We start from the raw sequence: 26,909 nt of genomic DNA on the forward strand, positions 1-26,909 counted from the left end.
CTAGAATAATTTAGATTTCTCTGCACTGTTTATTTCTACCGTTTTACCACTTTGCAAGCTCATATTCTCCTTTTGACTAAACATCGAAATCTCACTTGCCAGTTCATTAGAGGTTTCTGATTGTCTGGTAAAATCCTTGGTTACAAACTCTGATCTCTGATCTGAACTTTCCTGGATATCTCCTGTTGCGCTAAGCGAATAATTGTTTCCTGCGGTGGTATTGATATCCTTACTTACGGATGTAGTTTGGTTATTACCAATAGAAGCCGATTGATCTTTGCCCACCTTTACATCCATGTTTTCCTGTACGTTAATCTGCATATTCTTACAGTTTAAGGTCATGTTTTCTAAAGCAGTAATGGTAATATTATTGCCTTTGGTATCAATATGGATGATGTTATTATGGATATCGGTAATTTTGATCCCCTGTGTGCCTGCATCATCATCAAACTCTACCAAATGCCCGCTTCTGGTAATGATACTTTTTAAATGGTTTTGAATCAGCGGACTGCTATCAACGCTGGCGCTATGGTAAACGCTTCCCATTACCACCGGGCGGGCAACATTACCTTCTTCAAAAGCAATCATTACCTGATCATCAATTTCAGGGATGGCAAAATAACCACGGTTATTACCCCTGTCGCCAACACCCGCACTTGGCGTAACCACACGCAGCCACTCGGTAACATCGTTGGTTAAACATTCCCATTTAAATTTCACCTTAATACGCCCCTGCCCTTGTGGATCATTGTTATCGATCACATCTGCCAATTGCATATCAGGTTGTGGTTTTTCGAAGTTTTTTACCAGTAAACGTTCCGTAGTAGCAACTTTTCCTTCGAAAGTGTTATAGTATTTACCGTTTTCATCAATATGATGTTTAATTCCAGTGATGAGGAATTTACCCAGGCTTTCGGATGTAAATGCCAGCTCTTTCCTGAGGCTCATTGTAATTTCGGCAATACTACCTATACTCAAGCCTGCATTATCGCCCCTCGCACTTACTTTTAAAAGCTCGCTGGTATTGGCTTTCTCTTCATTTTCTACCAGGTTTTTAATATCGCTGCTATTATCTACACGTATTAAAGAGGGCTGGTTAAAAGTTTTACTAAATGTAAGGTTCGAAGCTTTTATAGCATGTGATAAATCGGGGGTACCATCTGTCTTTCCGCTGCTTTCGCTCAATAACATTTCGTTCTGCTTTGGGTTATAAGAGAACCGTTTATTTTTTATTGGTGCAATTTCCATTGCATACTGCATTTCCTGAACATCCCTGCCATAAAATAGCGATATTTCTTTTTGCGAATTTGGCTTGCCAAAATTAAGCTGTTTACCATCGTAGAAAAACCATTCGTGGTATTCGGCCGAAAGCCGGTTTAAAAAGGCAAAATCACTTTCTCTGTACTGGATGATATAGTCGATTACATTAGTTCTTGCTGCATTGGCAACCACCTTCAGATCGTTGGCTGGTGTATCTTTAGTTGCCAATTTTACAATTTCATTAAGGTCTTTATCCAGGTAAGAACCTAAATCAGGACCACGGTCGATTAAAATGGTTGGGCTATAGCCACTTACTATAACAACACCATGATAACCATGACTTTGTGATAGCTCCACTTTAGAAATCAGGCCAACAAAATTCTGCATACCTTCTGGCGAATGGCCAAAAGATGCAGTTAATGTTTTACCCACAAAATCGCGGCTATCATCTAAACTGATCAAACCCGGCGCACCCATTTGGTCGTGGTTAAAACGCAGTTCGAAATAGTGATGTTCGTTAAAAGCCTGCTGGAGACTGAAGGAAGCGAAATGGGTAATTTCCTTATCCTCTATATTGATTTCTGCAATGAGTTTCTTTTCCATATCGATTTATCTTGATCACAACAATTACCTTAAGCCAAAGGCCGGGTAGGCACATGCGAACATGTTAAAATGAATTCATTTTTTGCAAGCTGTATGTACTGATTGTGTGCGGATGCCGAACCAAACGTTTTACCTGAATAGTAATCGTTTTTTACTGCAATATGTTTGGAATGGTTAGACATAATTGAGCATTAATTTATGAGAAAGCTTTTCTGATGAATATACCACATCAATAAAGCAATGTTAATTTTGGGATAATGAAGGTAGATATAGGGTGATAAAAATAGCAAAGGGATTAAAAGCGCCCCGATTTATCGGAGCGCTTTAATTGAATATATGCTTGGTGATGACTAAGCTTTTGGCCAATCGTTTTCGTGTTCTGCATTGCCCAGTTTTAATTTACGGGCAGATACTACGAAACTTAAAGTCATTGGCGTATTGTCGTTTACCGCAATACCTTCGTTATACTGGATGATATAACCATCTTCGAATGATAGTTCTTTCATTTTTGCATCTTCTTCGCCTTTTTTGAAAACCAATGTTCCAGAAAGTGGCTTGTACTGGTTGTTAACCATTGATTCGATTACTGAAGTATCTTCAGTTGATTCGATTTCGATGTGGATGGTACCTCCATAAACACCTGAGGATGGACGGCCTTTTGCGTCAACATCTCTATTTAATGAAAAGCTGCACTGTAGTACATCAAATTCTTTTGATCCTAAGTTTAAACGGGTTTTGAATGCCATTGTAGTAAGTTTTAATGTTTTTGAAAAATGAATGAATTGCAGCGAGTGATTGGCGTTTAGCGTAAGACGCTTGGCGTTTTGTTTACCTTAGCCCCTAAACCTTATACCTTCAACCTCCGCTTAGGCTTTTGGCCAATCGTTAAGGTGCTCTGCGTTACCTAATTTAAGCTTGCGGGCAGAAATCTGGAACTTAAGCGTCATCGGGTGATCGCCCACAATGTTTATTCCTTCGGAATATTTAACAATGTAGCCATCCTCGAAGTTAACTTCTTTCATTTTGGCATCTTCCTCTGTTTTCTTGATCAACAGGGTTCCTGTAATGGGTTTGTACTGGTTGTTTACCATCGCCTCGATAATTGAGGTGTCTTCGGTTGATTCGATCTCAATGTCGATGGTACCGCCGTAAACTCCGGAAGAAGGTCTTCCTTTAGCATCTACATCACGGTTTAACGCATAGGCACAATGAAGCACATCGTACTCCTTGCCTGAAAAATTTAATCTAGCTTTGAAAGCCATAGTTTTAAAATTTAAAGGTTAAAAAATTGATTTTATGTAGCCTCCGCTACAGCATCACTCTAACCAAATATCAGGCCAAACCTAATGTATTTGACTCATTGATAAGCGGTAACCTCAATTTAAAAAAATAGCAATTTTGTGTTTATCGCCTAAAAATGCAGTTATACACCTTGTTTTTGTGGAAAAGATGTTGAAAAAATCAGGATATATTTTTAGTGTTACAAATACAGGTAAACAAATGGTACCGCTACAAAACTGTAGCGATTGTACACAAAGTGTAGCATTTTAGGACAAGTGTATTATGTTCTGGTTTGTGAGGAACATACCACGGCACGCAGACCATTGACTTTAAATCAGCTGTGAACCAAATTTTTCCATTTTAGCCAACCATTTTTGGCTGTAATGGTTTTCGAGTGAATGCAGTTCGCCAATGGTATTGGTTAACACAGGGCTCATTCTGCATTTTTCGAACACTACTTTTTTAATGGAAAGATAAGTGGTTTTCTTATTTGCCTTCCACTCTTTAAAGGTAGCTTCGTCCAAAATAGACACAATCCTTGCCGAACGGCCACTAAAATTGTTGTTGATATTCTGCTGTTGGGTTGTAAAAATCTGATCGGGCATAAAAAGGCGATCGAAAAAACCTTTAACTTTTGCCGGGATATGGTCTACATAAACAGGGCAAAAAAGCACCACATGGCTACTTTGCCTAATGGCGGTTAAAGCTTTTTGCAAATCGGGTTCTAACTCGGCAATCTGTCTGTTGTTAAACAGTTTATTCGAATTAAATATCAGATCGATGATTGCCAGCTCCCTTACGGTAGCGCCAACACTTTCTGCACCTTGCTTATAGGCGTTAATCAGGAAATTTGTAGATGCGTTTTTTTCAATATCTCCATTGAGGAGAAGTACTTGCTTCATTTTTTTTGATTAATCTGATCTGGCCGATGCATTACAAAATTATAAAGAATTTGTTAAGTGTTATGCATAACCCATAAAAAAACCCAACGCTAAGGTTGGGTTTTTATTTTCAGTAATCAAAAACTATTGCTGATTATACTCTGTATTCCACGTTGTATTTTCATCTTCACCTTTATGACCATCAAGTTTTACTACAAAACTTTTGGCCGGGAAATATGGCGTAATGTGAATATCCAGGTGGATTCTGTCTTTTTGAAGTTCGTCTCTTTCGAAACGCATAATTTTAAATCTTTCTATCAAACGGTCTGCACCCTGAATACCATCTAAAAACTTAACAATTTGTCCACGTAAATCCTGTTCGGTTTTAGAAGTCCAGTTTTCGAATGCCCTTCTGTTTAAGAAATCAAATAATACTTTGGTTACGTAATCGAATACACGCACAACCGAATAAGTTTGTAAACCAATGTTATCGCCATTGAACAGGGTTTTAGCAGAGAAAGCCATTACCTTACCATATTCGTTAACCATTGGCACTAAACCAACACGCTCTAAATGAGATATTTCACTTTTCTTTAAATCGAATTTTACACCATCCACTTCGTTTATAGCCCCATGTTTTTTACCAGCAGTAACCTGCGACATTAATGTGTAGTACATTTTACCGGCAAGTGCAGCAGATCCTGGTACAGTAAGATCATCTTCTTCTCCAACTTCGGCTACTTTACCACGGCCAACCAACCAGTTACAGGTCATGATTACATTCGATCTGAATGCATCGGCACCAGTAAGATTTGCTGCCGTAAATAAATCAAGCACATCATCCGGCTGATCAAGGTCGGCAAAATCGGTTACCAGCATGGCTTTGTTATTATGGGCTATTTTACCCCATCTTTCTACCACTTTATTAGAGCCCATATAACCCGGCACCACCATTAACGAATAGTTTTTGCGAAGATCTAAACGATCGTAGTTTTGCTTTAATTCATCATCCACATATTCGATAAAACGTGGGTTATCCAAATCTTTAATCTGATCCATTGATGCATTTAACAGCACCACATTTTTAAGTTTATCAGATTCGGTATTTTTATAGAATAAATGAACCGAACGGTAAGCCTGCTCTAATTCTCTGGTGCTTTCTAAAGCTGTTCCGATATTTTTACTCAGGTTTTGTTCTGCAGCATTCAGTTTTTCGGTGCTTTTTTCTACCATATCAGCTACCGAAGTAGAAGATTCGAGCACGTCGATCCAAAGCTGAATTTTCTTTTTCAGTTCTTCGCGTTCTTTCTTTTTTTCATCACCGGTTAAAAAGATCTGTTTACGGGCTTTACGCTCAGGATTTAGATTCTGAAGGCCATCAACGGTAGCTTCCAACAAATCGAAACCGCCAACACGGGCCAGTTTTTCTAAGTTATCTTTAAGTGATGTTTTTTCTATGGTTTTGACTTCGGCCGGTTTAAAACCCGCTTCGGATGTATTTTGGTCTGCTTTTAATTCTTGAGGATTTGACATGTTTTTTCAGCGTTTAGATTATTTATTTTGCTCCAATTCGTCAACAAAATTCTTCAAAGCACTAATAAAGGCCGATTTTGTTTCTTCGTCATCAAGTGTAGCTTTTAAAGTTTTGTTCGATTTTAACTGTTTGATTACGTTAAGCGACATTTCTCTCTCAATGTTCACATTGGTTAAATAGTTACTTTGATTGATGATGTTTTTCACACCAAAATCGCTCAAATCCGTAAAGTTGATGGTTTCGCCAACGGTAGACCCGTCTTGCTTTTCGAAAGCCACTCTAACATTTGGTTTGTAATGTTCAAATACTTCCTTTACTGTTTTTAATCCTTCTACTTTTTCGGGCTTGATGGGTTCGTTATCGGTTAGTTTTTGTACAAAAAGTGTTTTGTTGTGGGCAATTTCTGCGAAAGCTTCCGAGGTGTCAATTTTCCGCTCGTTACCGCCAATTTCATAATTAAACATAGTATGTAGATTTAGGTTTACGATTAATTTTTTCTAATAATATAATAGTTAACGTTTTAACTCAATTTTTGTTCCAATGTAGCAACTTCTGGCTGAATAATATTCCATTGCAATGTATCTTCTTCGGGATTTTTGCTTACTACCACCTTTGATCCTTTTTTGAGTTCGCCTGAAATGATGTATTTGGAGATCGGCCGGCGTAAAAGATTCCGGATTACTGCCGATAACTGCCTTGCCCCATATTTGGGTGTAAAACCATCTAAAGCAATCATTTTTTTGGCATCATCTGCAATTTCAAATTCAATACCCATTTTATTTAAGGATTGAACCAAACTGCTCAGCTGGATTTCGAAAATGCGCACTACATTACTTTCGTTAATTGGTGCAAAAGGAACGATTTCTGAAATCCTCGCTAAAAATTCGGGACGGAAATGGCCTGCCATTACTTCCATTAACTGGTTAGATGCAGGAATTACGCCTTTACCAATCTGTTCGGCAATCCATTCGCTACCAATATTAGAGGTAAAAAGGATCAATGAATTACTAAAATCACCTTCTTTACCTAAACGATCGTGCATGTGCCCTTCGTCCAGGATTTGTAAAAAAGTATCGAAAACAGAAGGGTGCGCTTTTTCAATTTCATCGAACAACAATACAGAATAAGGCTGCTGCCTGATTTTGTTTACCAACAAACCGCCTTCTTCGTAACCTACGTAACCCGGAGGCGCCCCATAAAGCAATGCGGCACTGTGTTCTTCTTTAAATTCGGACATATCAAAGCGGATCATCGCTTTTTCGTCGTTAAACAAAAATTCGGCGATTGATTTGGCCAGTTCGGTTTTACCCGTTCCGGTTGGTCCCAATAAAAAGAAAGATCCGATGGGCTGTCCTTTTTTATTTAATCCGCTACGCGATTCGAGTATGGCATCAGAAACAGCTTTTAAAGCCTGATCCTGTCCTACCACACGTTTTTTAAGATATTGCTCCATATTGAGCAATTTTTCCTTTTCACCTGCCTGCAGTTTGCCCATTGGGATGCCTGTTTTATAGGCCACAATTGAGGCGATATCCTGTTTGCTGATACGGTCACTTTTTTCCGCAGCGTATTTTTTTAATTCCTGTAAACTATTGGTGATGTAACCCTGGTATTCTTCGGCAGTTTCGAAAGCATCAGTCTGTGTTTCATCGGTTAAACGCCCCAATAAAACCGGGCTTAATTTATTCTGAAGTAAAGAGAAAAGCCACTTATAATCGGCAAATTTATCGGCTTCTGACTGCTCAGCATTCCCATTTAAGGCTTCTAAATCAACTTCAAGACTTTCGATTACCTGATCGGAAGTATCGTTCATCATTTTCATGGCAGCCATGGTCCTATCCAATAAATCAAAAGCAGAATCCGGAAGTCTCCTATCTTTCATGTAACGTTTAGCCAGGCGTACACATTCGCCCAAAGCATCAGGTTCGATGCTCAGCGTATGGTGTTCTTCGTATTTCACTGCCAGTTTCTGCAGCATTTTAATGGTGCTTTCTTCATTTGGCTCATTTACCTGTAACACTTCGAAACGCCTGTTAAAAGCCTGCTCGGGTTCAATAATTTTGCGGTATTCATCAATGGTGGTCGCACCGATTACGGTAATTTCGCCACGGGCGAGTTCTGGTTTTAACAAATTACCGATACCTGCACCCAATGGGCCTTTGCTATCCAGTAAAGTATGGATTTCATCAATAAAAAGCACCGCTTTTTCGAACTGTTTAATTTCTTTGATGATGTTTTTTAAACGGTCTTCTATTTCACCTTTGTACGATGCACCCGCAATCAGCGAACCTAAATCGAGTTCAAAAAGCTGAACAGGCTTTAAGCTTTCGGGCACATTCTGGTTTACGATATCAATGGCGAAACCATCAACCAAAGCTGTTTTACCTACGCCGGCATCACCGGTTAAAATCACATTTGGTTTGGTACGGCGACAAAGGATTTCCATCATTTGCCTGGTTTCTTTATCGCGGCCAATAATTTCATCTGTTTTACCATCCCGCACCATCTGCAACCGATCGATACAGTATTTATACAATGCATTGCCGGTACTTTTATTTTCGCCACCAGACGTTGTTTTATCAGGAGAAACTACCCTCGAAATTTCTTCGTCTTTTACATAAAGATCCAAGATTTCGCGTTCTTTTATGGGGAACGATTTTAACTGGTCGGGCTGAAAACCTATGCCCGGTTTTGCCAATGCGGTTAATACACAAACCGGGGTGATTAAATCCAGGCCAAGTTTAATGCGTACATTATCTGCTTCTTCAAAAATCACCGCAATTTCGGGTGCACCGCTAACCGTATCGGTAAAACTTGCCGATTTCGCCAGTTCATCAATCCGTACTTCTGCCCATTCGCTGATGTACTCTTCATCCTTACCAATGGAAGTGATGAAAGAGCGCAGGCCAACATCTTTATGCATCAATCCTTTGAGCAGGTGCGCGGCAGAGAAAACTTCATTTCTGTACTCCTTAGCCAAAGACTGTGCGATATGCAAGGCGGTTTTTACCGATTCACTTAAATTTGTAACTGCCATATGCCTTAGTTGGTTGTAGGCAATACTGCCGGGTTAAAATTGTTTTCGGTGATGTAGTAATATATTTTGCCGTTCGAAATAAACTGTTGCTCAATCTGTGTAGCTCTTTTAATCTGCTGAACAGACTGGTTTAACAATTTGATATAGGTTTCGAACTGATCGAGCGGCATTTTAGAATTGTTCTTTAAATCGCCAACGGTATATTTTTCTAAAAATTCGTTGTTTAAAGGCAGGCCGGTTACCAACTTGATGTAGTTGGCCAAGGTTAAGCGTTTAATGTTGCCTGATGACTCTTTAATACCTAACATCTGCTTCGGCATCCTCACATAATTTTTAACCAGTTTGCTCCTGAAAGAAGATTGATCAGCTTGTAGGTTTTGCCCCAGCATAATCGAAAATACATCTACAATCTGTTTGTACTCCATGTTGTTTAAAACAATGGCATACTGTAAAGTAGAACGGTTATTTTTTACCGCATCTGCAGATAAATTTGCGGTACTGTAATATTTAAAGGCATTATGCGGCATACGGTCTGCAACCTCTGCACCAACCGGCTCCGGCAACAACCCTTCTACATCGGCCGTTAGGTTTTTCCTAGAAATACCTGTTAAACGAAAAGCACTATCTAAGGAGCTGATCTGGTTATAGATATCAGAATTGGTTTCTTTTACAAAACGACGCAGGGCAATCGTCATACTTTGGTTAGCATTTACCGAACCTTTGGTTGGAAAAACCACACCACCCTGGATTAAACTGTTTTTAGGGTAATCTAAATAGTAAGAAATAGAATCCTGCAAACTGGTATTGTAAGGCTGGAAACTTTTTAAACCTTCACCTTTTACCATGGTGTTTTTTCTGTACTCTGCAGAGCGGATAGCCGATTCTGACACCAGCTTACGTGATTGGATTACAAAATCATTAAATGATTGATTGAAATCACTGTAAACCTGTAAGGCCAAAATACGCGCATCTGCCTGTGCAACCTGCTCGCTCAGTTCGTTAATCAGGTAATTGTTGGTTCCTCCGGTATTTCCGGTGCTACCTACTAAAATAATTAAATTGGTTTCGTTCTTTTTAGCTTTAAACAAGCCTAAACCAGTTTTAATAGCCTGAAAAACGGGTTCTTCACTTATTTCGCCATTACATCTTACCGTATTTTTAGCCTGATTAGATAAGAAAGTCATCAACTGCCTGTAATCATTCTGAATCGGGCTCACAAAAATCCCTTTTAAAGCACAACCACTTTCGCCACGGTACACCACGCCACCAAAGTTTACTTTTGTTCCTTTACCAAAATCGCCCATAATATTCTCGAAAGATGCAATGGTATTGGTCATTCCAGAAAAATACTTGGTCATCGGGCTACCACCATCTACTACAAAAACAACGTTTACCTTGCTTTTATTTTTACGCAGGTTCAGGTAATCCTGATAAGAAAGCGCAGAACCGTTAATGGTTAATATTTTATTGTCTTTTTTATTGTAAACATCGGTCGCAATACCTACTGTGTTGCCACCTTCATCGTTCGAAACCACAGGTACACTTCTTAAAATCAGGTTTTCCCTTGGCAATAATGGGTCTACCACGAAGGTTGTTCCCTTATCGATCCCGTTCTTGATAGCAAATGAAGTAGAATCATCTTTGTCATAATCGCCCGGTTTAACCGAAGTGATGTACAAACGATCGCCCCAGCTGTGCACAGCTTCGGCAGAAACCCAGCCATAAATGCTTTTTAAAGCCGTATCGGCAACCAGCTGATCATCAGAACCAATCAGGTATTTTTTACCATCCTCCGATTTTTTATAGATGTAGGCAATTTCATGTAACCTTACTTTGGTTCGTCTATCTTTAAGCTCGGGTGTATTGTAAACCAGGATGGAATCGGTGGTATCAAAATAGAATTTCGGCTCTGTTAAGGCATTTTTTCCGTTTACGATACCAATGGCTTTTTCTGCATAACCAGTTTTCTGGTTAGAGAAGGCACGTTGCCACAACAGCAATTTCGATTTTGCAATCCACCCGTAGCTGATGGCGCTTTTTTTATCGTTAATTTTCCTTCCCCTAATCATTCCGGCCTTGTATTTAATCAGTTTCAGGTAGCCATTTTCTTCTTTAGAAACATAAAAAGGCTCCATAAAGCTGATTTTTTTCATAATCAGGCTTCCACCCGGAGTGGTGGTGGTATAATTATCTTCGCGGTCGGAAAAAACAATCCATGGCAAACTGCTGCTGCTGGTATTGTCCATTACGTTTATACTTTCTGATGGCCTTTCGTAAGATTTAGGCATGTATTTTACTTTTTTGCCAAAGGATGCCGGCGACTGTGCGTAGGCAAACGATATTCCTAAAAACAGGATGGTTAAGGCATAATATTTTTTCATATTCATTAGATGAGCTTTAAGATGTTAATCTATTTTGTTTTGGCCGGGGCATCAGCCGTTGTTGCTGCAGGTTGTGCCGTTCCCGAATGTTGTTTAATATTTACTAAACTGGCACAGGTAGAATTTGGCTTAATGGTAAGCTGCGCTTCATCAACGGCTATTTCGCCTCCAAAAGTGAGGCCCATGCAGTATGAATAAATATCAGTTTGTTTTTTCTTGCCGTTCATTTCTACATTAACCGTTACTTTTTCGTTACCGCACATGTACTTGTTAACGAGGTAGTAATAATTGGAATTAAAATCGGCACCATTGGCAATGGCCTGCAGGCGTGCCCTGATATCATCGATGGTTTTACGTTCGCCATCACCAGGAGCAACAATATCTTCTACAATTTCGGCGTTAGGATCGGTAATCAGGATGTTTAAGAAAGCAGGCTTGCGGCTTTTATCCGTCCGTAAACGAACCACGTACTTTCCTGGCGCACGGTAAGTATAAAGGGCAGTTTTTCCTTTAACATCAACACGGCCGGTTTCACCGAATGACCATTCGAAATCTTTACCTTCACCATCGCCCTCCAGCCTGATTTCTTCGTTAACCAAACCCGCAGTTGGCCCGCTGATGGTAAGCACACTGTCTACAACCGGGGTATGTACTGTATCTCTCACGGTTACCGGAAATTCCTGGCGGAGTTCGCCATCAACGGTTAAGCGTACAATGTAAGTATCAGGTTTAGTGTAGTGATAAGCACCCGTTTTGGTTGTGGCTTTTTCTCCGTTACCGAATTCCCACAGCCATTTTGAAGCTTTTGGAGTATTATCGGTAAAAACTAAATCTTCATTTAAATAAATTTCATCTTTTAATATTCGCGCATCAATTGCCCTTTTTTCGAACAATGAACTTTTAAATAAGAAAATCAGACCTGTTAAGAGCAATACAGCGAGTAGGATGTAGAGAATAACATAGCCTTGCGAATTTGAATTAACTTGCTTGGTGTTTGTGTCAGACATAGGTAGCGTTTTTTATAGGTTGTTTTTGGGATATTTATCTGGCAGATATGGTTTGCTGTAACTGCCGCCTGTTGGTAATACAGTCGTCAAGTTGTCTTTTGTGCAGTTCGATATCTGTAATGTTTCTGTTTTGTTCCTGTCTATCGTAAAATAACCGATCGTACAGCTGTGCCGTTTGAACAAATATTTTATAGCGCGAGTCTGACGCTTTCCGGTCAAACGCGGCCCTGATAGAACCTAGTGAATTTTGTATATCGTTTTTAAGGAAAACCGCCTGTACATTTGGGTTATAGCGGGTTATTTGTTTATAGGTGGTATCAACCGTTGGCGAAGTTTCTTTCACCATACTTTCGAAAGCTTCATTTTCATTGATTTTAACTTCGAGTTCTTCTTTAGAAATTTCATAGCGTGATTTATCGCTATAAAAAATACCAAAGCTTAAAAGCCCAACGGTAAAAACAAACAGCGCCACAAAAAACAAGAATTGTTCGCGCCTTTCTTTTATGCTTAATTTTATCATAATCTTTAATTATCGACCGAATCGTCCGTTTTTAATTTTGTTTGCTGCAGCCTGGTTTATGCGATGACAATCGGTTATTTGTTCCTTATATCGCTGAATATCGCCTCTTGATTTGATGAGTGAATCCTGCAGATCGGCCATTGCACCAACATTTTTGTTTAGTTTTTCGTAAAGACTAAAACTCGGACTGGTTTGTGTTTTTTTTGATACCAGATCTTTTATCCTGTTATTGGCGCTTTGAATATCGCCGAGCAGAATACTCTGCTTGCTCATTTCATTTGCATTATAATCACGATACTGGGCTAGTTCTTTAAAACGGAGCAGAATAAGGTCGAAATTGGTATTGATATCTTTTCTTAAATAAGATAATTTTTCGGTCTCTTTTACCTTTTTATCGAGTAGGGTATACTCATAATCGGAGGCTGCAAAAAAGAGATAAATAGAAAGAATGGAGAAAAGCGTCAGGAATACAAAGTTTAAAATAAACCTGGTATAGGCAGTTCTAATTTCGATGGCGTTAATGGGTTTCATAGAGCATTAATAATTTCACATAGTCGTATATAATATTAATCTGACATCAACCTCACATAAAATCACACAAACCTTTTCAAATTAACATTGTACTATAACAATTTTTAATATTTGTTGTTTGGTTATTAAAACGATTTTATTTCTTTTACTTTTAACAAACTTTAAGCCAAACCATCTATGTCTGAAAATTTTTACAACAAACCATTCAGATTTAAGTCTGTTTTCGCAGGCACTGGTCTTCAGCCAGCTGACCTAGGAAGATCGATCTCCAACCACATAGAACTGATCATTTTTACCCGTTACGGGGAGCATCGTTACCACAACGATTTTGGCTGTGAGATATGGGACCTTGATTTTGAATTAATCGTAAGTGAAAGCATCTGGGAGGAAAAATTCCGTAAATCGCTGCTAAAATCAATCACCGATAATGAGTTCAGAATCTACAATACGGAGGTGGAAGTGCGGATTACAGAAGTAGAAAATGTTTATCCATTACGTAAGATAACAGAGATCAAAAAAAAGGTGGATATTAGTGTTAGGGCACTGATAAAAACTACTGGTGAAAAATATTTTTTTAATACTGCTTTATTCCTTAGCCCCTTATCAACCTAATCTAAAACGCCCAAAATATTCTACACATGAAACCAGTTTTTTATTCATCCAAAGACGAAATCCGGAACAGAATTTTAAAAAATGCCGAAGATTTCTGGAATGTTAAAGACAGTAACGAGTTTGATCCGTTGGTTAGGCTGATTATTGAAGCCTTAAGCAACGAACTTTTTAATGTTGCCAATGATGTTAAAAACCTGGAGAACAGAATCTTCGATAAAATCAGCCGTATTCTTGCCCCCGATCATTTAACCTCATCATTACCGGCACATGCCATTATGCATGCCAGGCCCATTGAGCAAGAAGATTACCTATCGCCATACAGCCAGTTTGCTTTTAAGAAAAATATCCCTCAGGAAAATGATAAGACAAAAAAAACCGATATTTTTTTTAGTCCGCTGCACAACGTAAAGGTTAATAATGCATCAATAAAATATATTGTTACCGGAAATACACTTTTTAATGTAGAACAGTTAGGCAAACAGCCTGCGTACAATACCCTGCCTGGTGTTTCTACAGAGAAAAATACCCTTTATATCGGCTTCAGTGGCATTAAAAACTGGATGGATTTTAATAAACTGAATTTATTTTTTGACTGGAAAAATTATTCAGTACCCGAAAACACTTATGATTTGCTCTCACTGGGGAAATGGTTTTACAAAGATAACGAGCTTGCTGGTTATACCGAACGGTTTATGGACGAGCCTTTAACGGGCAAAATACAGGCGCCTTTTCAGCACAAGCAATTGCTTAGTTTGATTAAGGCCGACGTGCTGCAATTTTATAGCAACAGATTTATTACCCTGGGCGACCTTAATGACTTTAATATTGATGACAATAAGGAACTGCCTGCTGAATTCGCCGGTATGTTTCAGCCTGCGATATTAAACCAGTTTGATGATTCTGTAAAATGGCTTAAAGTAACTTTTCCGGCAGCCATTAACCAGGAAATGCTGAACGAACTCTACATTTATATCAATGCTTTTCCGGTGGTGAATAAACGCCTAAGCCAGATTAAACACCGGCTTAAAACCATGAACAATATTATCCCCATTAAAACGGAATCGCTTGACCAGATGCTTGCGGTAGAAAACCTGAAGGATAATAAAGGAAAAAGTTATAACGAAATTCCATACACCAATGAAAACGAAAAAGGCGATGGTTCTTTTTCAATTAGGTATGGTGGTACAGAGCGTTTTGATACCAGAAATGCAAAAGAGCTGGTAGATTATCTCTTTGAATTGTTGCGCGATGAAAAAGCAGCATTTTCGGCTTATGGACCAGATTTTTTAAGCACCATACTTAAAAACCTGGAGCAAAATATCGCCCTTATTGAACAAAAAAGCCGTTCGGCACTTAAAGATATTAAAGAGCTACCGAGTTATATTGTATTGAAACCAATTGATGACGCGGATATTTTATTTCTGGATATCTGGGTTACGCAAGCCGAAGAAGCCAACCACATTAATGCGGGCAGCCGTTTAGCAGTGTACGATAATAACAAAGTGAATGCAGAAAGTATCTTTTTATTGAGCCAGACAAAGGGCGGCCGATCAAGATTAAATGCCACCAACAGGGTACAAGCATATAAATATGGTTTAACCACTGCCGACCGGATTATTACGAAGGCAGATGTAATCAACTTTTGCCGTTACGAACTGGGTAACAAATTAAAAGGTATTACTTTAACTAAAGGCCTGATCATGGATAACAAACCAAATGCGGGCTTTATTAAAACTACCGATATTTTGATCGAACCAGCAGATCAGCTTAACCTGAGTACACAGGATTGGGAAGAGCTGTTAAGCTTAACGCTGGCAAAATTAAACCTGAGGAGTACAATGAACATACATTACCGTTTGCTGTTAAAGCCAACTTTATATCGGGCGGTTTAATATTAATGTAATACCTTGTTAACAAGTTACTGATAAAGGGTTTTGATAGAAAAGTCGTTTCGAAGATTCATCTGTCATTCTGAACGCAGTGAAGAATCTTCTAATAACCGGAGCCCCTGCTTTTCAGTAGCTATGGCAAGAAATCGTGAAGATTCTTCGTCATTACGATCCGATAGCTATCGGATCGTAATGACGCTAGCGTATCGATCGTTGTAGGATTGCTTCTTACCTCTCTATAACGATTTCCCGCTGCTTGTTACAGATCCGCATTTATTAAAGATATACCGTATAACCTAAAAAGGCACTTTCGCCATCCTCACTTAATACCGTTTCCTGATAATCGGGTGCGGTAAAAAGTTCTACATTTACCTCGGCATCTACCGGCATTAAATAGCTGATGGCCATATCGAGAATGGCCCTGTTTTTTTGACCCGGGATAAAGTTAATCAGTTCTTGCGGCGAAGTTGGGCCAATATTAACATTATAAGCTTCGTGCTCTGGCATAAAATGGTCGCCAATAATGGTATCAATCCCCAATGCACTTGTTCCCAGCTGCATCTGCATTTCTTCCGCAATTTTTACCGGGGCAATATTTGCTGTAGCATCCACAATGGCAATAGGCAGGTTAAAAAGCGCGGTAAGCACTTTTGATACAAAGTCAATATCATTCCTTTTCTGTTGGATTTCTGGCAATAAATGCATCCAAATAATGCTTTGTTCCTTATTGAGCAGGTTAAACTCGTCCCAGCCAAACTCGAATATCTGGCTCAGATCAGCATATGTTGTTTTTTTATCGAGCATGTTTTCATACAGCTCGGTCATGATCCTTACATAATTAATTTCGGCATCAAAGGGCGTAAAAAACAACCTGGCTTCTTTTTCTTCCTCTCTCCTGTCCCTGATGTCTTTAATCATCGATTCTTCATCCATCCCAGCACTGCCAGTTGGCGGCCTGTGGAATAGCCCTTCGGGCAGCATATCATACAAACCTTCGCGGTTGGTAATAATGCGGATACGTTCGTGCCTTCTTTTTTCCGAATAATAGATGCTGGTGGTTTCAATATCTTTTGCAAAAGCACGCTTATCAGGTCCCAATGGGATAATTTCTATCCTGTCGGCATCAATAACCTTGCGTTCGATCAGGTCGGCAGCATGTGCTACAGCCTTATAATCTGTAAAGAGTTCGTTATTAATCAAAGTTTCTTTTTTCATTTAAACTTTAAGCTTGGTTATTTGTTATAGGTTAAATTTATATTATCGAAAAAAAATAGGATTATAATCAAATACTAAAGATACTATATTTGCAATACATCACATCTATAAAAATTAATGGACGTTCAATCATTTTTTATCCGCTTTCTCTTATTTCCGCTGATCTTCATGGTATCAACAGCGGTGCTTTCCATCATTAACAAAAAGAACCAGTTCCTCAATAACAAAAGACTCATCGTAAGTGTTCTGTTAATTGGAATTATTTTAGCTATCCCGGGTTTTTTGGGTTTCCTGAATTTTAATTTCATGCCTTGGGGCTACATTATCTGTTGTATTTTCTACCTTTTAATGGGTTCGCTTTTTGTTTATCTGTTAACAAAGTATTACCCAAAAGATTTACTGGAGCGTAAGGTTTTTATCTTTTTCGCCACGCTTGTTTCGGCCATCTTATCCGTATATTTATTCCAGCTGGCCTTTAACTGGTTAAGTTCGGTAAATTTTGGCTGGTTCGGCGCAGGTAGTATCATCTGCTTTTTTGTACCGCTTATTTTTTGGTGGGCTTATGTTGCCTTATTGGGCATTCCGTCAGAAATTTATAAAATCTGGAGATATCCTGATACACCATTGGATATTAATATGGACCATGTGGATTTTAACCGCTTACTGGTATTGGAATTGGAGCTGTACAAAAAAAGCAGCGATCCTGAACCATTAAAAGTAAAGGTGAAGGCAGTAGAAAACATGAACTTCGGGATCTGGTTTCATAAGTTTATTGATGATTACAATTTAAAGTTTGCCAAAAGTCCGGTGGAGTTTAAAGGTGATGATATGGAAAATTATAAATGGATTTTCTTTATTAAAACTTCCTTTTTTAAACGAAATATTTTTATCGATCCGGATCTGGACATTATCGAAAACGGTATTACTGAAAAAATGACGATTTACGCAAAACGCGTATCGGAAAATGTAAATAAGCCTAACGAAGTTGGCGAAAGTGCTATCTTTATCTAATCTATAATTAAAACATCTACCATGATAAAGCCGCTAAAATATAAATCCATCAACTGGATTAATGGCATGAAACTCTCCAGCGATCACTTTACCGTAAGCGATCTCTATTTGCAGGATTTTGTACGGGATGCAGTATCGCTACAACTAAATAGCAGTAATTACGGATTTTTACCGCCATTTGCAGGCTATAAAAGTTCGCATGATATTGAAATTATCGAAAAGGCAACTAACCACATCGAGGTACGTGTAAGGTACTGTAATGCGGTTACACCAGAGGGCTGCCACATTGATATTACACAATCTGATAATATGGACACACTGGTTCATAACCACTATTTTGGTCAGTCAGAACCACGTAACTATGTTATTTTATTGGTGGTGAGCCCGTTTAACCGCGTACCCACCGGCACACCAAGCCCTGATGAAAGTCCAATCCGTTACCCTGAATTGGCTAAAGGCTATTCTATTGCGGTTTTACCGGAAAGTGAAGTGGGTTCGCAAACGGCCGACAGCTATTTTTTAACCATCGGACAGGTTTATTATGAAAATGGAAGGTTATCGATTAATAACAATTATATCCCGCCAAGCTCAACCATTACCAGTCATCCTGCATTAATCAGGTACTATGAATCGTTTAGCGTTTTGCTGAATGATTTACAATTGGCCGCATTTAAAATTATTGATAAAACCAGTGGCAGGGATAACATTACGCCACTTGGCAAAAATATCCGCCTGATTTCGGAAAAGATTGTGGATTATATTGCAGGCTTATTTTATGAATACAGAAATGTTGCACACCGCGAATCGCCTGTAATTTTGGTTGGCTATTTTTCAAGCCTGGCACATATCTTTTTTACTGCAATAAAACTGATTGATCCCCGCGAAAGGGAAGAACTGTTAAAATACTTTTACGAGTGGAAAGATGTTACCCCCGGAAACTTTGAAGAACTTTTAGCTAAAACCATCGAACTGGTGTACGATCATAAACAGATTAACAACAGTATGGTAATGGCGAATGAATTTATGAATGTACTGGTGGCACTTTGGAATAAATTAAGCGGGCTGGAATACATTGGCCAACGCAAAGAAAACATTGTGGTTGCCGAACAGCAGGTGGTACAACAAGTACAAGCCAGAAAAACCTGGACGTTGCTGGATTAATATTATTTCTCGGACTAATTTAATAATGAAGCTGTACCCTTTGAGGATACAGCTTTTTTTATTATGTATGTTGGTTTAAAAATTAATCAGTGTACTACCATCATAGTAAGCAGGTTTAGCTATCCCTAAAAACTTTAATATGGTAGGTGCCACATTGTATAAATAAGGCGCCCCATGGTAGTCTGTTGTTTTACGTTTAAATATTGGCGTAGTTAAAGCACTCCAGGTAACGGCTGCACCATTTTTAGTCAGGATATCTATTTTAGGGGTAACCAAACTGCCATTATAAGTGGTTCCAGTGGCCTCATTTCCTTTAGTATACAAAACCAGGTCGGCATTTTGCGGGTGTGATGAGGTTAAGGCCGTAAAACTATAAGCACTGATACTGGTTGCAGGCAAAGCTGATTTAAACAACCTGATTTCTGAAATATTACCGGTAAAGTAAGGGCTATAATTACCCGTACCATCCTGTCCTATTTTAAAAGCGGTGCCGCTTTCTAAATCGCCTACAGCAGAAATATTGCCTTCTGCAACTTGTACCCCACCATCGTATATAGTTGCCTTTTGAGTACTGCGGTTAACCACTATGGCTACCTGATGCCAAAGCTGATCGGTTAAATCAACGCCGTCAACATCAAGCCTATTGGTACCATCTCCAAAGTTGGCCCTGATCACCCCATTCCTGTTGGAGATAATAATTCCTTTATTATAACCACTTGCCCAGTTTTTATTCCCGATAATTACCGGATCGCTTGTGGCCGATGTTGCCCTCGCCCTGAATTCGATGGTGAAACTACTGGTTGCACTCAGGTTCAAATTACTAAGGGCAGGCAACTGACCGTAAACATTGGTTTTAAAATCGACTGTAGAAATGTTATGCGCTGTTGATTCTGTTGCTGTGGTTGGCAGTGCGTTAACCAATTGAGGCGTAATAGCACTGTTATTTAAAATAATAAAAGCATTTTGTTCGAGGTAGCTCGCTCCGCCATGGCTGGCATCTCCTCCATGATCAGTAGCAACCACAACTAACCAGTCTTCGCTGTTATAGGTTGGCCTTGCTTTTAAAGCAGTTAATATTCTTCCTACGCGTGCATCAACGGCCTTTACCGAATCCATGTACATTTGAGTGGTGGTTCTGTAGTTACTGGCGTGGCCGGCATGATCTACATCATCAAAATGACAAAAAGCAACATCGGTATTGCTGGTGGTAATTTCCTGGATAATCCTGGTTTCGGTGGCGTTATCGCTTGCACTGTTCTGTTTCACCGTTACATCCTGGGTGGCTACAATAAAACTGTTAATGGATGACCAGGTAACAATCGATGCGGTGCGTAATGCTGGCAAACTGGTTTTGATTTGCCTGAAAAATGAAGGATAGTTTACAAAGTCTGATCCCGAAAAACTATTGTCGGATGCTTTGTGCTTGGCTACACCTACACCGGTAAATAAAGCCGACCATCCGTTAGATGACCAGGTTGGAACCTGTGCCAGTGCATTTGTACTGGTGTACGATTGGTCCATTAATGTTTTAAGGTTAGGCGCATTTGTAGCTGTAATGGCTTTCCAAACACAGCCATCAATACCGATAAATAATACTTTTTTAGGTTTAGCTGTTAAACCACTATTGGTTTCAGATTTTAGATCTAACTTCTGATCAACGGTAGTTTCTTCTCCAGGCTTTTTACAATACATGAATAGTCCTGTAAAAACAGCCAAAGCAGGCAATAAGAATAACTTTTTATTTTTTTTCATAATAGATTGGAATGTTTTGTTTAGCTAAACTAAACAATTGTTTTGTAAAAATCCAACTGTTTATCCAAAATATTTTACAGAATGTACTGATTAATAAGTCTCTTGTAAAATGATTAAACTACACGCCAAAATAAAAGCTCCAAGCTAAGGGCTAAGGGCATGTAAAGAGAAGTGGTAAGTTTTAAAATAAAATGATCTTAATCAAAAACAACCTGATCTGGTCCGGATATCTTACTGATATGACATGCGCACTTACCGCCGCCCATTTTAATCACAACAGATTTGGTTTGATTTGTTGCTACCGATGTACCGGTAATTTTCAGGTCGTCGCCATTTTCTGACAGTTGTAATTTATTACCATCATCAACTACAATAAAAGCACCTTTTACCGTACTGGTGTAAATACTTGAATTGGCCTTTAAACTTTCTCCTGTCCTCTGGTTGATTACGCTAAAGTCCTTTACTTCAGCTCCTTCACCTTTATTATCTACAAATCTTATCCCATACGAAACAAACTCGTAAGTACACATTTTGTCTCCACAATCAGTAATGGTTTTGTTCTTTTTACAGTTGAGCAAGGCAATGCCTATGATTAATAAAAGCGCTATTTTTTTCATCGTCTATTTGGTTTTTAATAAAAACGATAATGCGGGTCAAAATGCTACAGTTAAAAAGATTTTGAAAGGTAAAATGAACTAGATCATCCGCAATCTTTCCTCTTCAAGATCGATCTGATACAATTGATGGCGAATAATCTCTTCATTAATTGCAGGATCTTTGTTCAGCTCGGTAAGGTAAGTCCTTTGGCTTTCGAGCATTTCGATAAAAATTATTTTTGTGTTTTCATTCATCCAGCTATCGTCGCTGGCTTTCGACTTTTCTTCCCAATGTTTTAGCAATTTTTCCATCCCTACATGACCATTCAATTCGTTATCGTACTTATTTTTAAGAAACTGATAACTATGCTGTTTTAAATCCTGTTTCATTTGTTTTTTAACCGTTTCTTCAGCTTCCTGATTAAAGATAAAACCAAAGGCCCCGGTACGCTTTATAATAGATGGAAGTGTAAGCCCCTGCACCAGAAGCGTCAACAATATCACAACGAAGGTGATGAACAGGATCAAATCTCTTTGTGGAAAAGCTTTTCCGTTATCGAATGTCAAAGGTATAGCCAGTGCGGCAGCCAGTGAAACCACTCCGCGCATACCCGTCCAGCCGAGCAATAAAGGCATAAGCATCAATATTCTTCTCGAACGTGCAGCAGGCGCCACGCCTGGCCTGAAAATTAGTGTAGCAAACATGGCAGCATATGAACTGATGATCCGGGCTGCAATCAATACACCGGTAACCAACAGGCCATAACCAATGGCGGTACTTAAGGGGATGCCTTGTGAACGTAAACCATCTCTAATTTCAGGAAGTTCCAGTCCGATAATTAGAAAGACAATGCCGTTTAAAATAAATATAAAACTCTCCCACACGCTAAATGTCCTGATCCGGCTGGTACTGCTTAAAAAAACCAATCTCCTGGCCGACATAAACAGGCCGCCAGCTACCACAGCCAGCACACCAGAACTATGTACCTGCTCGGCTATCCAGTACATAAAATAAGGTTCAATAAGCGTGAGCGCTGTATCAGAAGGTGCATCGGTGGGTAAATATTTGTGTATCTGAACAAAGATCCAACCTAACAATAAACCAATACCTGCGCCACCAACCACCATCCACAAAAAGCTGGAAGCAGCATCCTGCCAGATAAACTGACCAGTGCCAACGGCCACCAATGCAAAACGAAAGATAATTAGTGAGGAGGCATCGTTTAACAAACTTTCTCCTTCTAAAATGGCAGCAGTAGATTTTGGAATTTTTACAAATTTGGTAATGGCTGCGGTACTCACCGCATCGGGTGGAGAAACAATGCCTCCCAGTAAAAATCCTATCGCAATGGTAAATCCGGGGATAAGATAATTGGTTACAAGTGCTACAGAAAGGGCCGTAAAAAAAACGACCAGAAAGGCAAAACTACCGATAATACGCCACCACTTTTTCATTTCTTTAAAAGAGATTGTCCAGGCTGCTTCAAATAACAGTGGAGGAAGAAATATAAAAAATATGAGGTTGGGATCAATTTTTACCTTTGGTAATCCAGGGATAAAACTGATCAGTAATCCTCCAACAACCAATAAAATCGGATAAGCAATTTTTAGTTTAGTAGCCCACATATTCAGCAGCACAATGATGGCTACCATGGCAAGCAAAAAAGGTAAAATGGTGTGCATTACAGATAAGGGTTAAAATGATAGCAACTAATATTGATGTCAATTTATAAAAAATACCATACAAATTCGTCGTATAAACCATTGATTTAAAATCTTAAATCCTTTTTAACTGTCCGATCGCAGAAATAGACTGTTCGATAATGAACACTTTTAAAAGCCAAATAACGGCACAACACACTGACTATCAAATATATAATTAAAAAATAGCGTTTTGGCACTTCCTTGGTTAACATGCAGACAAAGGATACAACCCGCAAATGAAACAAAGGATTGGTATCGCTTAACGATTTGTTCATACATCATTAAAATAAAACAAAAATGAAATCTTATTTAAAACCCCAAATTGCCATGGTATCAGTCATCATTTTAATCATGACCTATCTCTTTCCAGCACCTGCCAAGGCTTCAAACGAAAAACCTTTAAAAACAGATAAGGTTTCTCCATTCAGAAAAATCCTAATAAAAGGGAATATTGAAGTGATTCTGATCCAAAAGCCCGGCCTTAACATTTTTTATGCTGATGGCAATGAGGGAAGCGCCAGGGTAACGCAACAAGGAGAAATTTTATCCATTACCGGAACCAGTACAGTGCGCGGTAAAATCATTGTTTATGTAAATGAACTTTATAGAATAGACGCAGCAGAAAATGCGATTGTAAAAACACAGGGAATTTTAGATGTCAAGCTCCTCCAGATCATTTTAAAGGGAAATGCAAGTGCCGATATTTATACTACAAATCAGGAGCTTTATACGGCCATTTATGATAAATCTACTCTATACTTAAGGGGAAATACCGATACCCATTTCCTTTTTATGGATAAGACTCCGACATTAACTTTAGATAGGTTTGCAGCATTGCATACTCAGCCTACTGAATAATAAAAATTGGTTCAAGATATAAACTGCATTGAAAACGAAAAAGCCTGTAAACATTTAATTTACAGGCTTTTAGTTCAATTTAAAACTATTTTCGCGGAATGGACGGGACTCGAACCCGCGACCTCCTGCGTGACAGGCAGGCATTCTAACCAGCTGAACTACCACTCCTTTTGCTCTCCTTTAAAGTTAGAACCTCTTTCCCTTTCGGGATTGCAAATATAAGGACTATTATTCGTTTATTGCTATACTCTTCGATATTTTACAGCACAAACCCGTAACCCACTGAATTTCACTTACAATATTTTATTCAGCCAGCAAGCAAACTTAAAAACTAACAGACAATTCAAAACACAACGATGTTTAAATATTATTTTTATAATTTTAATTATTATTTCCATCGCATATGAGAACATGTTTTTTAGCACTCTTATTCATTATAAGCATGACCCTAAGTACATGTAAGCAAAACAATTCAAACATAAATTCTGAGGAAATAGACAAAGAGGACACGCTAACAATTGCAATAGACGACATTTTAACTTCGGATGTTTTAACAAAAGAACAACAAACGAAACTTAGCCCAGCAGATGTTCTCAAACGTTTACAGCAAGGAAATCTGGATTTTACAAGAGATAATTTAACGATTCGCAATACCACTGAAAGGGTAAGAAAAGCGTCGTTGGGCCAATATCCAAAAGCAGTTATACTTTCGTGCCTGGATTCGAGGGTACCCGTAGAAGATATTTTTCATAGCGGGATAGGGAACCTATTTGTTGCCAGGGTTGCGGGGAACATTGTTAATGAAGATATTTTAGGAAGCATGGAATATGCCTGCAAAGTTTCAGGAGCCAAGCTTGTAATGGTGCTGGGGCACGAATACTGTGGCGCAATTAAATCCGCAATAGATGGTGTAAAGCTGGGCAACATCACCAAGCTTCTCAAAAAAATTAACCCTGCTGTTATTAGCGCTAAAACCACCTTTAAAGGCGAAGCTATTTCTTCTAATCCATTGTTCGTTGAAACGGTTTGCGATGAAAACGTTAAACTATCTATTCGAGAAATTCGAAATAGAAGTACAATTTTGAGGGAAATGGAAGCAACAGGTGAAATAATGATTGTTGGTGGCGTTTATGATATGAACTCCGGAAAAGTAGAAATATTCGAGCCCGCCAAATAAAGATTTTATTGGCAACAAAAAAGCCCCAACTTTTGCAAGTTAAGGCTTTTGTTGCGGAATGGACGGGACTCGAACCAATCTCTATATCACTGAAAAAAAGCATCTTAAATCAAATTAAGGCAAACTGCTCATTATATGCTCACCATTTTTTAGCAACTACCAACTATCTGAAATATGAAAAAATCAAATATTTTATTAGCTCTATTCTTAATTGCTGCCCAGTGCTTAAGTGCGCAGCCCCAAAAAAAAAGCGAAGTAACTGATTCGTTAAATAAATATATTTATCCAATAGCAAGCCGCCTGAATGTCAAACCAGATTTCACTCAAACAGTTGACATACTGAAATCTAAACAATTCGTATCCCTCGGGGAGTCCTCGCATGGCACAAAGGAATTCTATGAAGCAAAGACAGAAATTATTAAAGGATTGATAGAAAAAGCGAATTTCCGGACAATATTTATTGAAACCGACTATGCATCCCTAATCTATCTAAACCAAATGTTACAGGGCAAAAAGGATACATCATTATATAAAAGATTTGGACAGAAAGGCATTTATACGATTTACAAAACCCAAGAAGTATATCAGCTTTTCGATTATGTTAGACAGTACAACTCACATCACGAGGAAGCTCAGAAGGTTTCGATAATTGGCGTGGACATGCAAGATCTTGTTATGATTGCAAGACGGGTCCTCTATGAGCTTCCAGATAGCGGAAAGGCAACTCCCAATATCTACAAGTCCTTAATCGCTCTTAAAGATATTTTTTCCACTGGACAGCTTATTAAATTTACGAAGTCAGAACATGAAAGAAATTTAGACGCGATTGCGTTAATGAAAGAAAAGGCATCTGTACAGAAAGATGCTAAACTTATCCTGCTTCTAAGGATGTTAGAACAATCTTATGACATGATGAATGCTAAAAATGATTCCTCGAGGAGGGATTTGAGGGACAAATTCATGGCAGAAAATATTCTGTGGATACGGTCAAATTTCCCAGATCAAGGGAAGAGTATCCTTTGGGCCCATAATGCCCATATTTCGAACATTCCCTCTTTTACACGAACGACTTTAGGATCATATTTAAAACCGGTGCTTCAAAAGGATTTATATTCCGTAGCATTCATGTTCGAAGAGGGAAATGTCAGGATTTTGGATCCTCAACAGGACGGTTATCAAGTAAGGTATGTAGAACGTTCAAAAAACCCTAAGTCAATTGAAAATATTTTTTCGGACGCGGATAGTCCGGCTTTTTTTCTTGATCTTGAAAAAGTGCCTGTTGGTAAATTCCTCTGGAACGAGATTAAAAAAAACACTTATATGAGGTCTTTAGGGACTACTTTTTTTAAAGATGAAAAATTGACCATGGGAAAGGAACCTCTTCTCGATTGTTTTGACGGTGTTATCTTTTTCAGAAAAACAAACGCTTCAATTGGATTTTAGACCTTAAAGACTTCATATCTAATCAGCAAAAATTATATGATTAATCAATTCAAGAATCTATTGGAAAAGATTTCTGCTCTTTCTGATGATAAACAACTTGAGCTTTATACATCAATCAAGCCGATCTTAGCCTACAAGGATATATTGGGAGATGGTGAGAAATCAGAAAATCCGAAGCTAAAAAGAATGGCAGGTTATGGCGCTTATGTCAAAGACATTACTGGAAATTATACGCATGCACTACTTGTTAAAAGCGATAATGGAAATTTAGCTATTGATGCTGAAGATTGTGTAGTCGGCTACAACCTTAGAAACAACGAAAAATATGGGGCATCAGAAATACAAGATATCAGGAAGTATCTCAATGGAGACAGTAACGTGATGATTTTGGGTGCACATATTGGAACATTGGGCATCCCGTATCAAGATTTTGCTGTAAAATAGTAATGATCGAGG

General features: G+C 38.7%; 23 protein-coding genes and 1 tRNA gene. 8 read left to right on the forward strand and 16 right to left on the reverse strand.

Translation table 11 applies throughout. The features are described from left to right. The 11 genes from R2R28_RS16535 to R2R28_RS16585 form a co-directional block, all read right to left on the reverse strand. Positions 1-1,863, reverse strand: a complete 1,863-nt coding sequence (locus R2R28_RS16535; protein ID WP_316826793.1) for a type VI secretion system Vgr family protein — start codon at positions 1,861-1,863, stop codon at positions 1-3. Between the two features lie 350 nt (positions 1,864-2,213). Next, complete coding sequence (gene tssD / locus R2R28_RS16540; protein WP_025141860.1) at positions 2,214-2,609, reverse strand: type VI secretion system tube protein TssD; 396 nt, start codon at positions 2,607-2,609, stop codon at positions 2,214-2,216. 120 nt (positions 2,610-2,729) lie between these two features. Next, complete coding sequence (tssD, locus tag R2R28_RS16545; protein ID WP_025141859.1) at positions 2,730-3,125, reverse strand: type VI secretion system tube protein TssD; 396 nt, start codon at positions 3,123-3,125, stop codon at positions 2,730-2,732. A 348-nt stretch (positions 3,126-3,473) separates the two neighbouring features. Then, positions 3,474-4,046, reverse strand: a complete 573-nt coding sequence (locus R2R28_RS16550; protein WP_316826794.1) for an NAD(P)H-dependent oxidoreductase — start codon at positions 4,044-4,046, stop codon at positions 3,474-3,476. Positions 4,047-4,169: 123 nt separating this feature from the next. Then, a complete protein-coding gene (locus R2R28_RS16555) occupies positions 4,170-5,558 on the reverse strand; it encodes a DUF5458 family protein (protein ID WP_316826795.1) in 1,389 nt (462 codons plus the stop codon). Positions 5,559-5,576: 18 nt separating this feature from the next. Then, positions 5,577-6,023: a hypothetical protein gene (locus R2R28_RS16560; RefSeq protein WP_025141856.1), complete on the reverse strand. Its 447-nt coding sequence runs from the start codon at positions 6,021-6,023 to the stop codon at positions 5,577-5,579. A gap of 56 nt (positions 6,024-6,079) precedes the next feature. Continuing rightward, positions 6,080-8,596 (reverse strand): ATP-dependent Clp protease ATP-binding subunit, encoded by a 2,517-nt coding sequence (locus R2R28_RS16565; RefSeq protein WP_316826796.1) that lies wholly within the window; start codon positions 8,594-8,596, stop codon positions 6,080-6,082. A 5-nt stretch (positions 8,597-8,601) separates the two neighbouring features. Further along, positions 8,602-10,977, reverse strand: a complete 2,376-nt coding sequence (tssR, locus tag R2R28_RS16570; protein WP_316826797.1) for a type VI secretion system protein TssR domain-containing protein — start codon at positions 10,975-10,977, stop codon at positions 8,602-8,604. Positions 10,978-11,006: 29 nt separating this feature from the next. Then, on the reverse strand, positions 11,007-11,984 hold the full coding sequence (locus R2R28_RS16575; RefSeq protein ID WP_316826798.1) for a PKD domain-containing protein: 978 nt from the start codon (positions 11,982-11,984) through the stop codon (positions 11,007-11,009). Between the two features lie 34 nt (positions 11,985-12,018). Next, the gene (gene tssO, locus R2R28_RS16580; RefSeq protein ID WP_316826799.1) at positions 12,019-12,504 is read right to left on the reverse strand and encodes a type VI secretion system TssO; all 486 of its coding nucleotides are present in this window, start codon (positions 12,502-12,504) and stop codon (positions 12,019-12,021) included. Between the two features lie 9 nt (positions 12,505-12,513). Beyond that, a complete protein-coding gene (locus tag R2R28_RS16585) occupies positions 12,514-13,035 on the reverse strand; it encodes a hypothetical protein (protein ID WP_316826800.1) in 522 nt (173 codons plus the stop codon). A 177-nt stretch (positions 13,036-13,212) separates the two neighbouring features. Between R2R28_RS16585 and R2R28_RS16590 the strand changes: the two genes are divergently transcribed. Together R2R28_RS16590 and R2R28_RS16595 are read left to right on the forward strand one after the other, a co-directional pair. Then, a complete protein-coding gene (locus R2R28_RS16590; RefSeq protein ID WP_316826801.1) occupies positions 13,213-13,647 on the forward strand; it encodes a GPW/gp25 family protein in 435 nt (144 codons plus the stop codon). 26 nt (positions 13,648-13,673) lie between these two features. Then, positions 13,674-15,539 (forward strand): hypothetical protein, encoded by a 1,866-nt coding sequence (locus tag R2R28_RS16595; protein WP_316826802.1) that lies wholly within the window; start codon positions 13,674-13,676, stop codon positions 15,537-15,539. A 273-nt stretch (positions 15,540-15,812) separates the two neighbouring features. Here R2R28_RS16595 and R2R28_RS16600 read toward each other — a convergent pair whose 3' ends face one another. Next, positions 15,813-16,751: a type VI secretion system baseplate subunit TssG gene (locus tag R2R28_RS16600; RefSeq protein ID WP_316826803.1), complete on the reverse strand. Its 939-nt coding sequence runs from the start codon at positions 16,749-16,751 to the stop codon at positions 15,813-15,815. Positions 16,752-16,868: 117 nt separating this feature from the next. Between R2R28_RS16600 and R2R28_RS16605 the strand changes: the two genes are divergently transcribed. Both R2R28_RS16605 and R2R28_RS16610 read left to right on the forward strand, forming a co-directional pair. Next, the gene (locus tag R2R28_RS16605; protein WP_316826804.1) at positions 16,869-17,762 is read left to right on the forward strand and encodes a TssN family type VI secretion system protein; all 894 of its coding nucleotides are present in this window, start codon (positions 16,869-16,871) and stop codon (positions 17,760-17,762) included. Between the two features lie 21 nt (positions 17,763-17,783). After that, on the forward strand, positions 17,784-18,923 hold the full coding sequence (locus R2R28_RS16610; RefSeq protein WP_316826805.1) for a hypothetical protein: 1,140 nt from the start codon (positions 17,784-17,786) through the stop codon (positions 18,921-18,923). A 75-nt stretch (positions 18,924-18,998) separates the two neighbouring features. Here the strand turns inward: R2R28_RS16610 and R2R28_RS16615 are convergent, their stop codons facing one another. From R2R28_RS16615 to R2R28_RS16625, 3 genes are all read right to left on the reverse strand, one after another. Continuing rightward, positions 18,999-20,675, reverse strand: a complete 1,677-nt coding sequence (locus tag R2R28_RS16615) for an alkaline phosphatase family protein (RefSeq protein WP_316826806.1) — start codon at positions 20,673-20,675, stop codon at positions 18,999-19,001. A 197-nt stretch (positions 20,676-20,872) separates the two neighbouring features. Continuing rightward, positions 20,873-21,292 (reverse strand): hypothetical protein, encoded by a 420-nt coding sequence (locus R2R28_RS16620; RefSeq protein ID WP_316826807.1) that lies wholly within the window; start codon positions 21,290-21,292, stop codon positions 20,873-20,875. A 78-nt stretch (positions 21,293-21,370) separates the two neighbouring features. After that, entirely contained in the window at positions 21,371-22,954 is a 1,584-nt protein-coding gene (locus R2R28_RS16625) for a Na+/H+ antiporter (protein WP_316826808.1), read from the reverse strand. A 318-nt stretch (positions 22,955-23,272) separates the two neighbouring features. On the opposite strand from R2R28_RS16625, the gene R2R28_RS16630 reads away from it, so the two are divergent. Further along, positions 23,273-23,833, forward strand: a complete 561-nt coding sequence (locus tag R2R28_RS16630) for a GIN domain-containing protein (protein WP_316826809.1) — start codon at positions 23,273-23,275, stop codon at positions 23,831-23,833. 94 nt (positions 23,834-23,927) lie between these two features. Here R2R28_RS16630 and R2R28_RS16635 read toward each other — a convergent pair. After that, a tRNA-Asp gene (locus R2R28_RS16635) sits at positions 23,928-24,001 on the reverse strand. 235 nt (positions 24,002-24,236) lie between these two features. Here R2R28_RS16635 and R2R28_RS16640 point away from each other — a divergent pair. The 3 genes from R2R28_RS16640 (at position 24,237) to R2R28_RS16650 (ending at position 26,897) form a co-directional block, all read left to right on the forward strand. Continuing rightward, entirely contained in the window at positions 24,237-25,010 is a 774-nt protein-coding gene (locus tag R2R28_RS16640) for a carbonic anhydrase family protein (protein ID WP_316826810.1), read from the forward strand. A 174-nt stretch (positions 25,011-25,184) separates the two neighbouring features. Beyond that, the gene (locus tag R2R28_RS16645; RefSeq protein WP_316826811.1) at positions 25,185-26,453 is read left to right on the forward strand and encodes an erythromycin esterase family protein; all 1,269 of its coding nucleotides are present in this window, start codon (positions 25,185-25,187) and stop codon (positions 26,451-26,453) included. Positions 26,454-26,489: 36 nt separating this feature from the next. Beyond that, the gene (locus R2R28_RS16650; protein ID WP_316826812.1) at positions 26,490-26,897 is read left to right on the forward strand and encodes a hypothetical protein; all 408 of its coding nucleotides are present in this window, start codon (positions 26,490-26,492) and stop codon (positions 26,895-26,897) included. Positions 26,898-26,909: the final 12 nt, after the last annotated feature.

Origin of the sequence: Pedobacter miscanthi, from assembly GCF_032678605.1 — a bacterium.
Taxonomy (GTDB): Bacteria; Bacteroidota; Bacteroidia; order Sphingobacteriales; family Sphingobacteriaceae; genus Pedobacter; species Pedobacter miscanthi_A.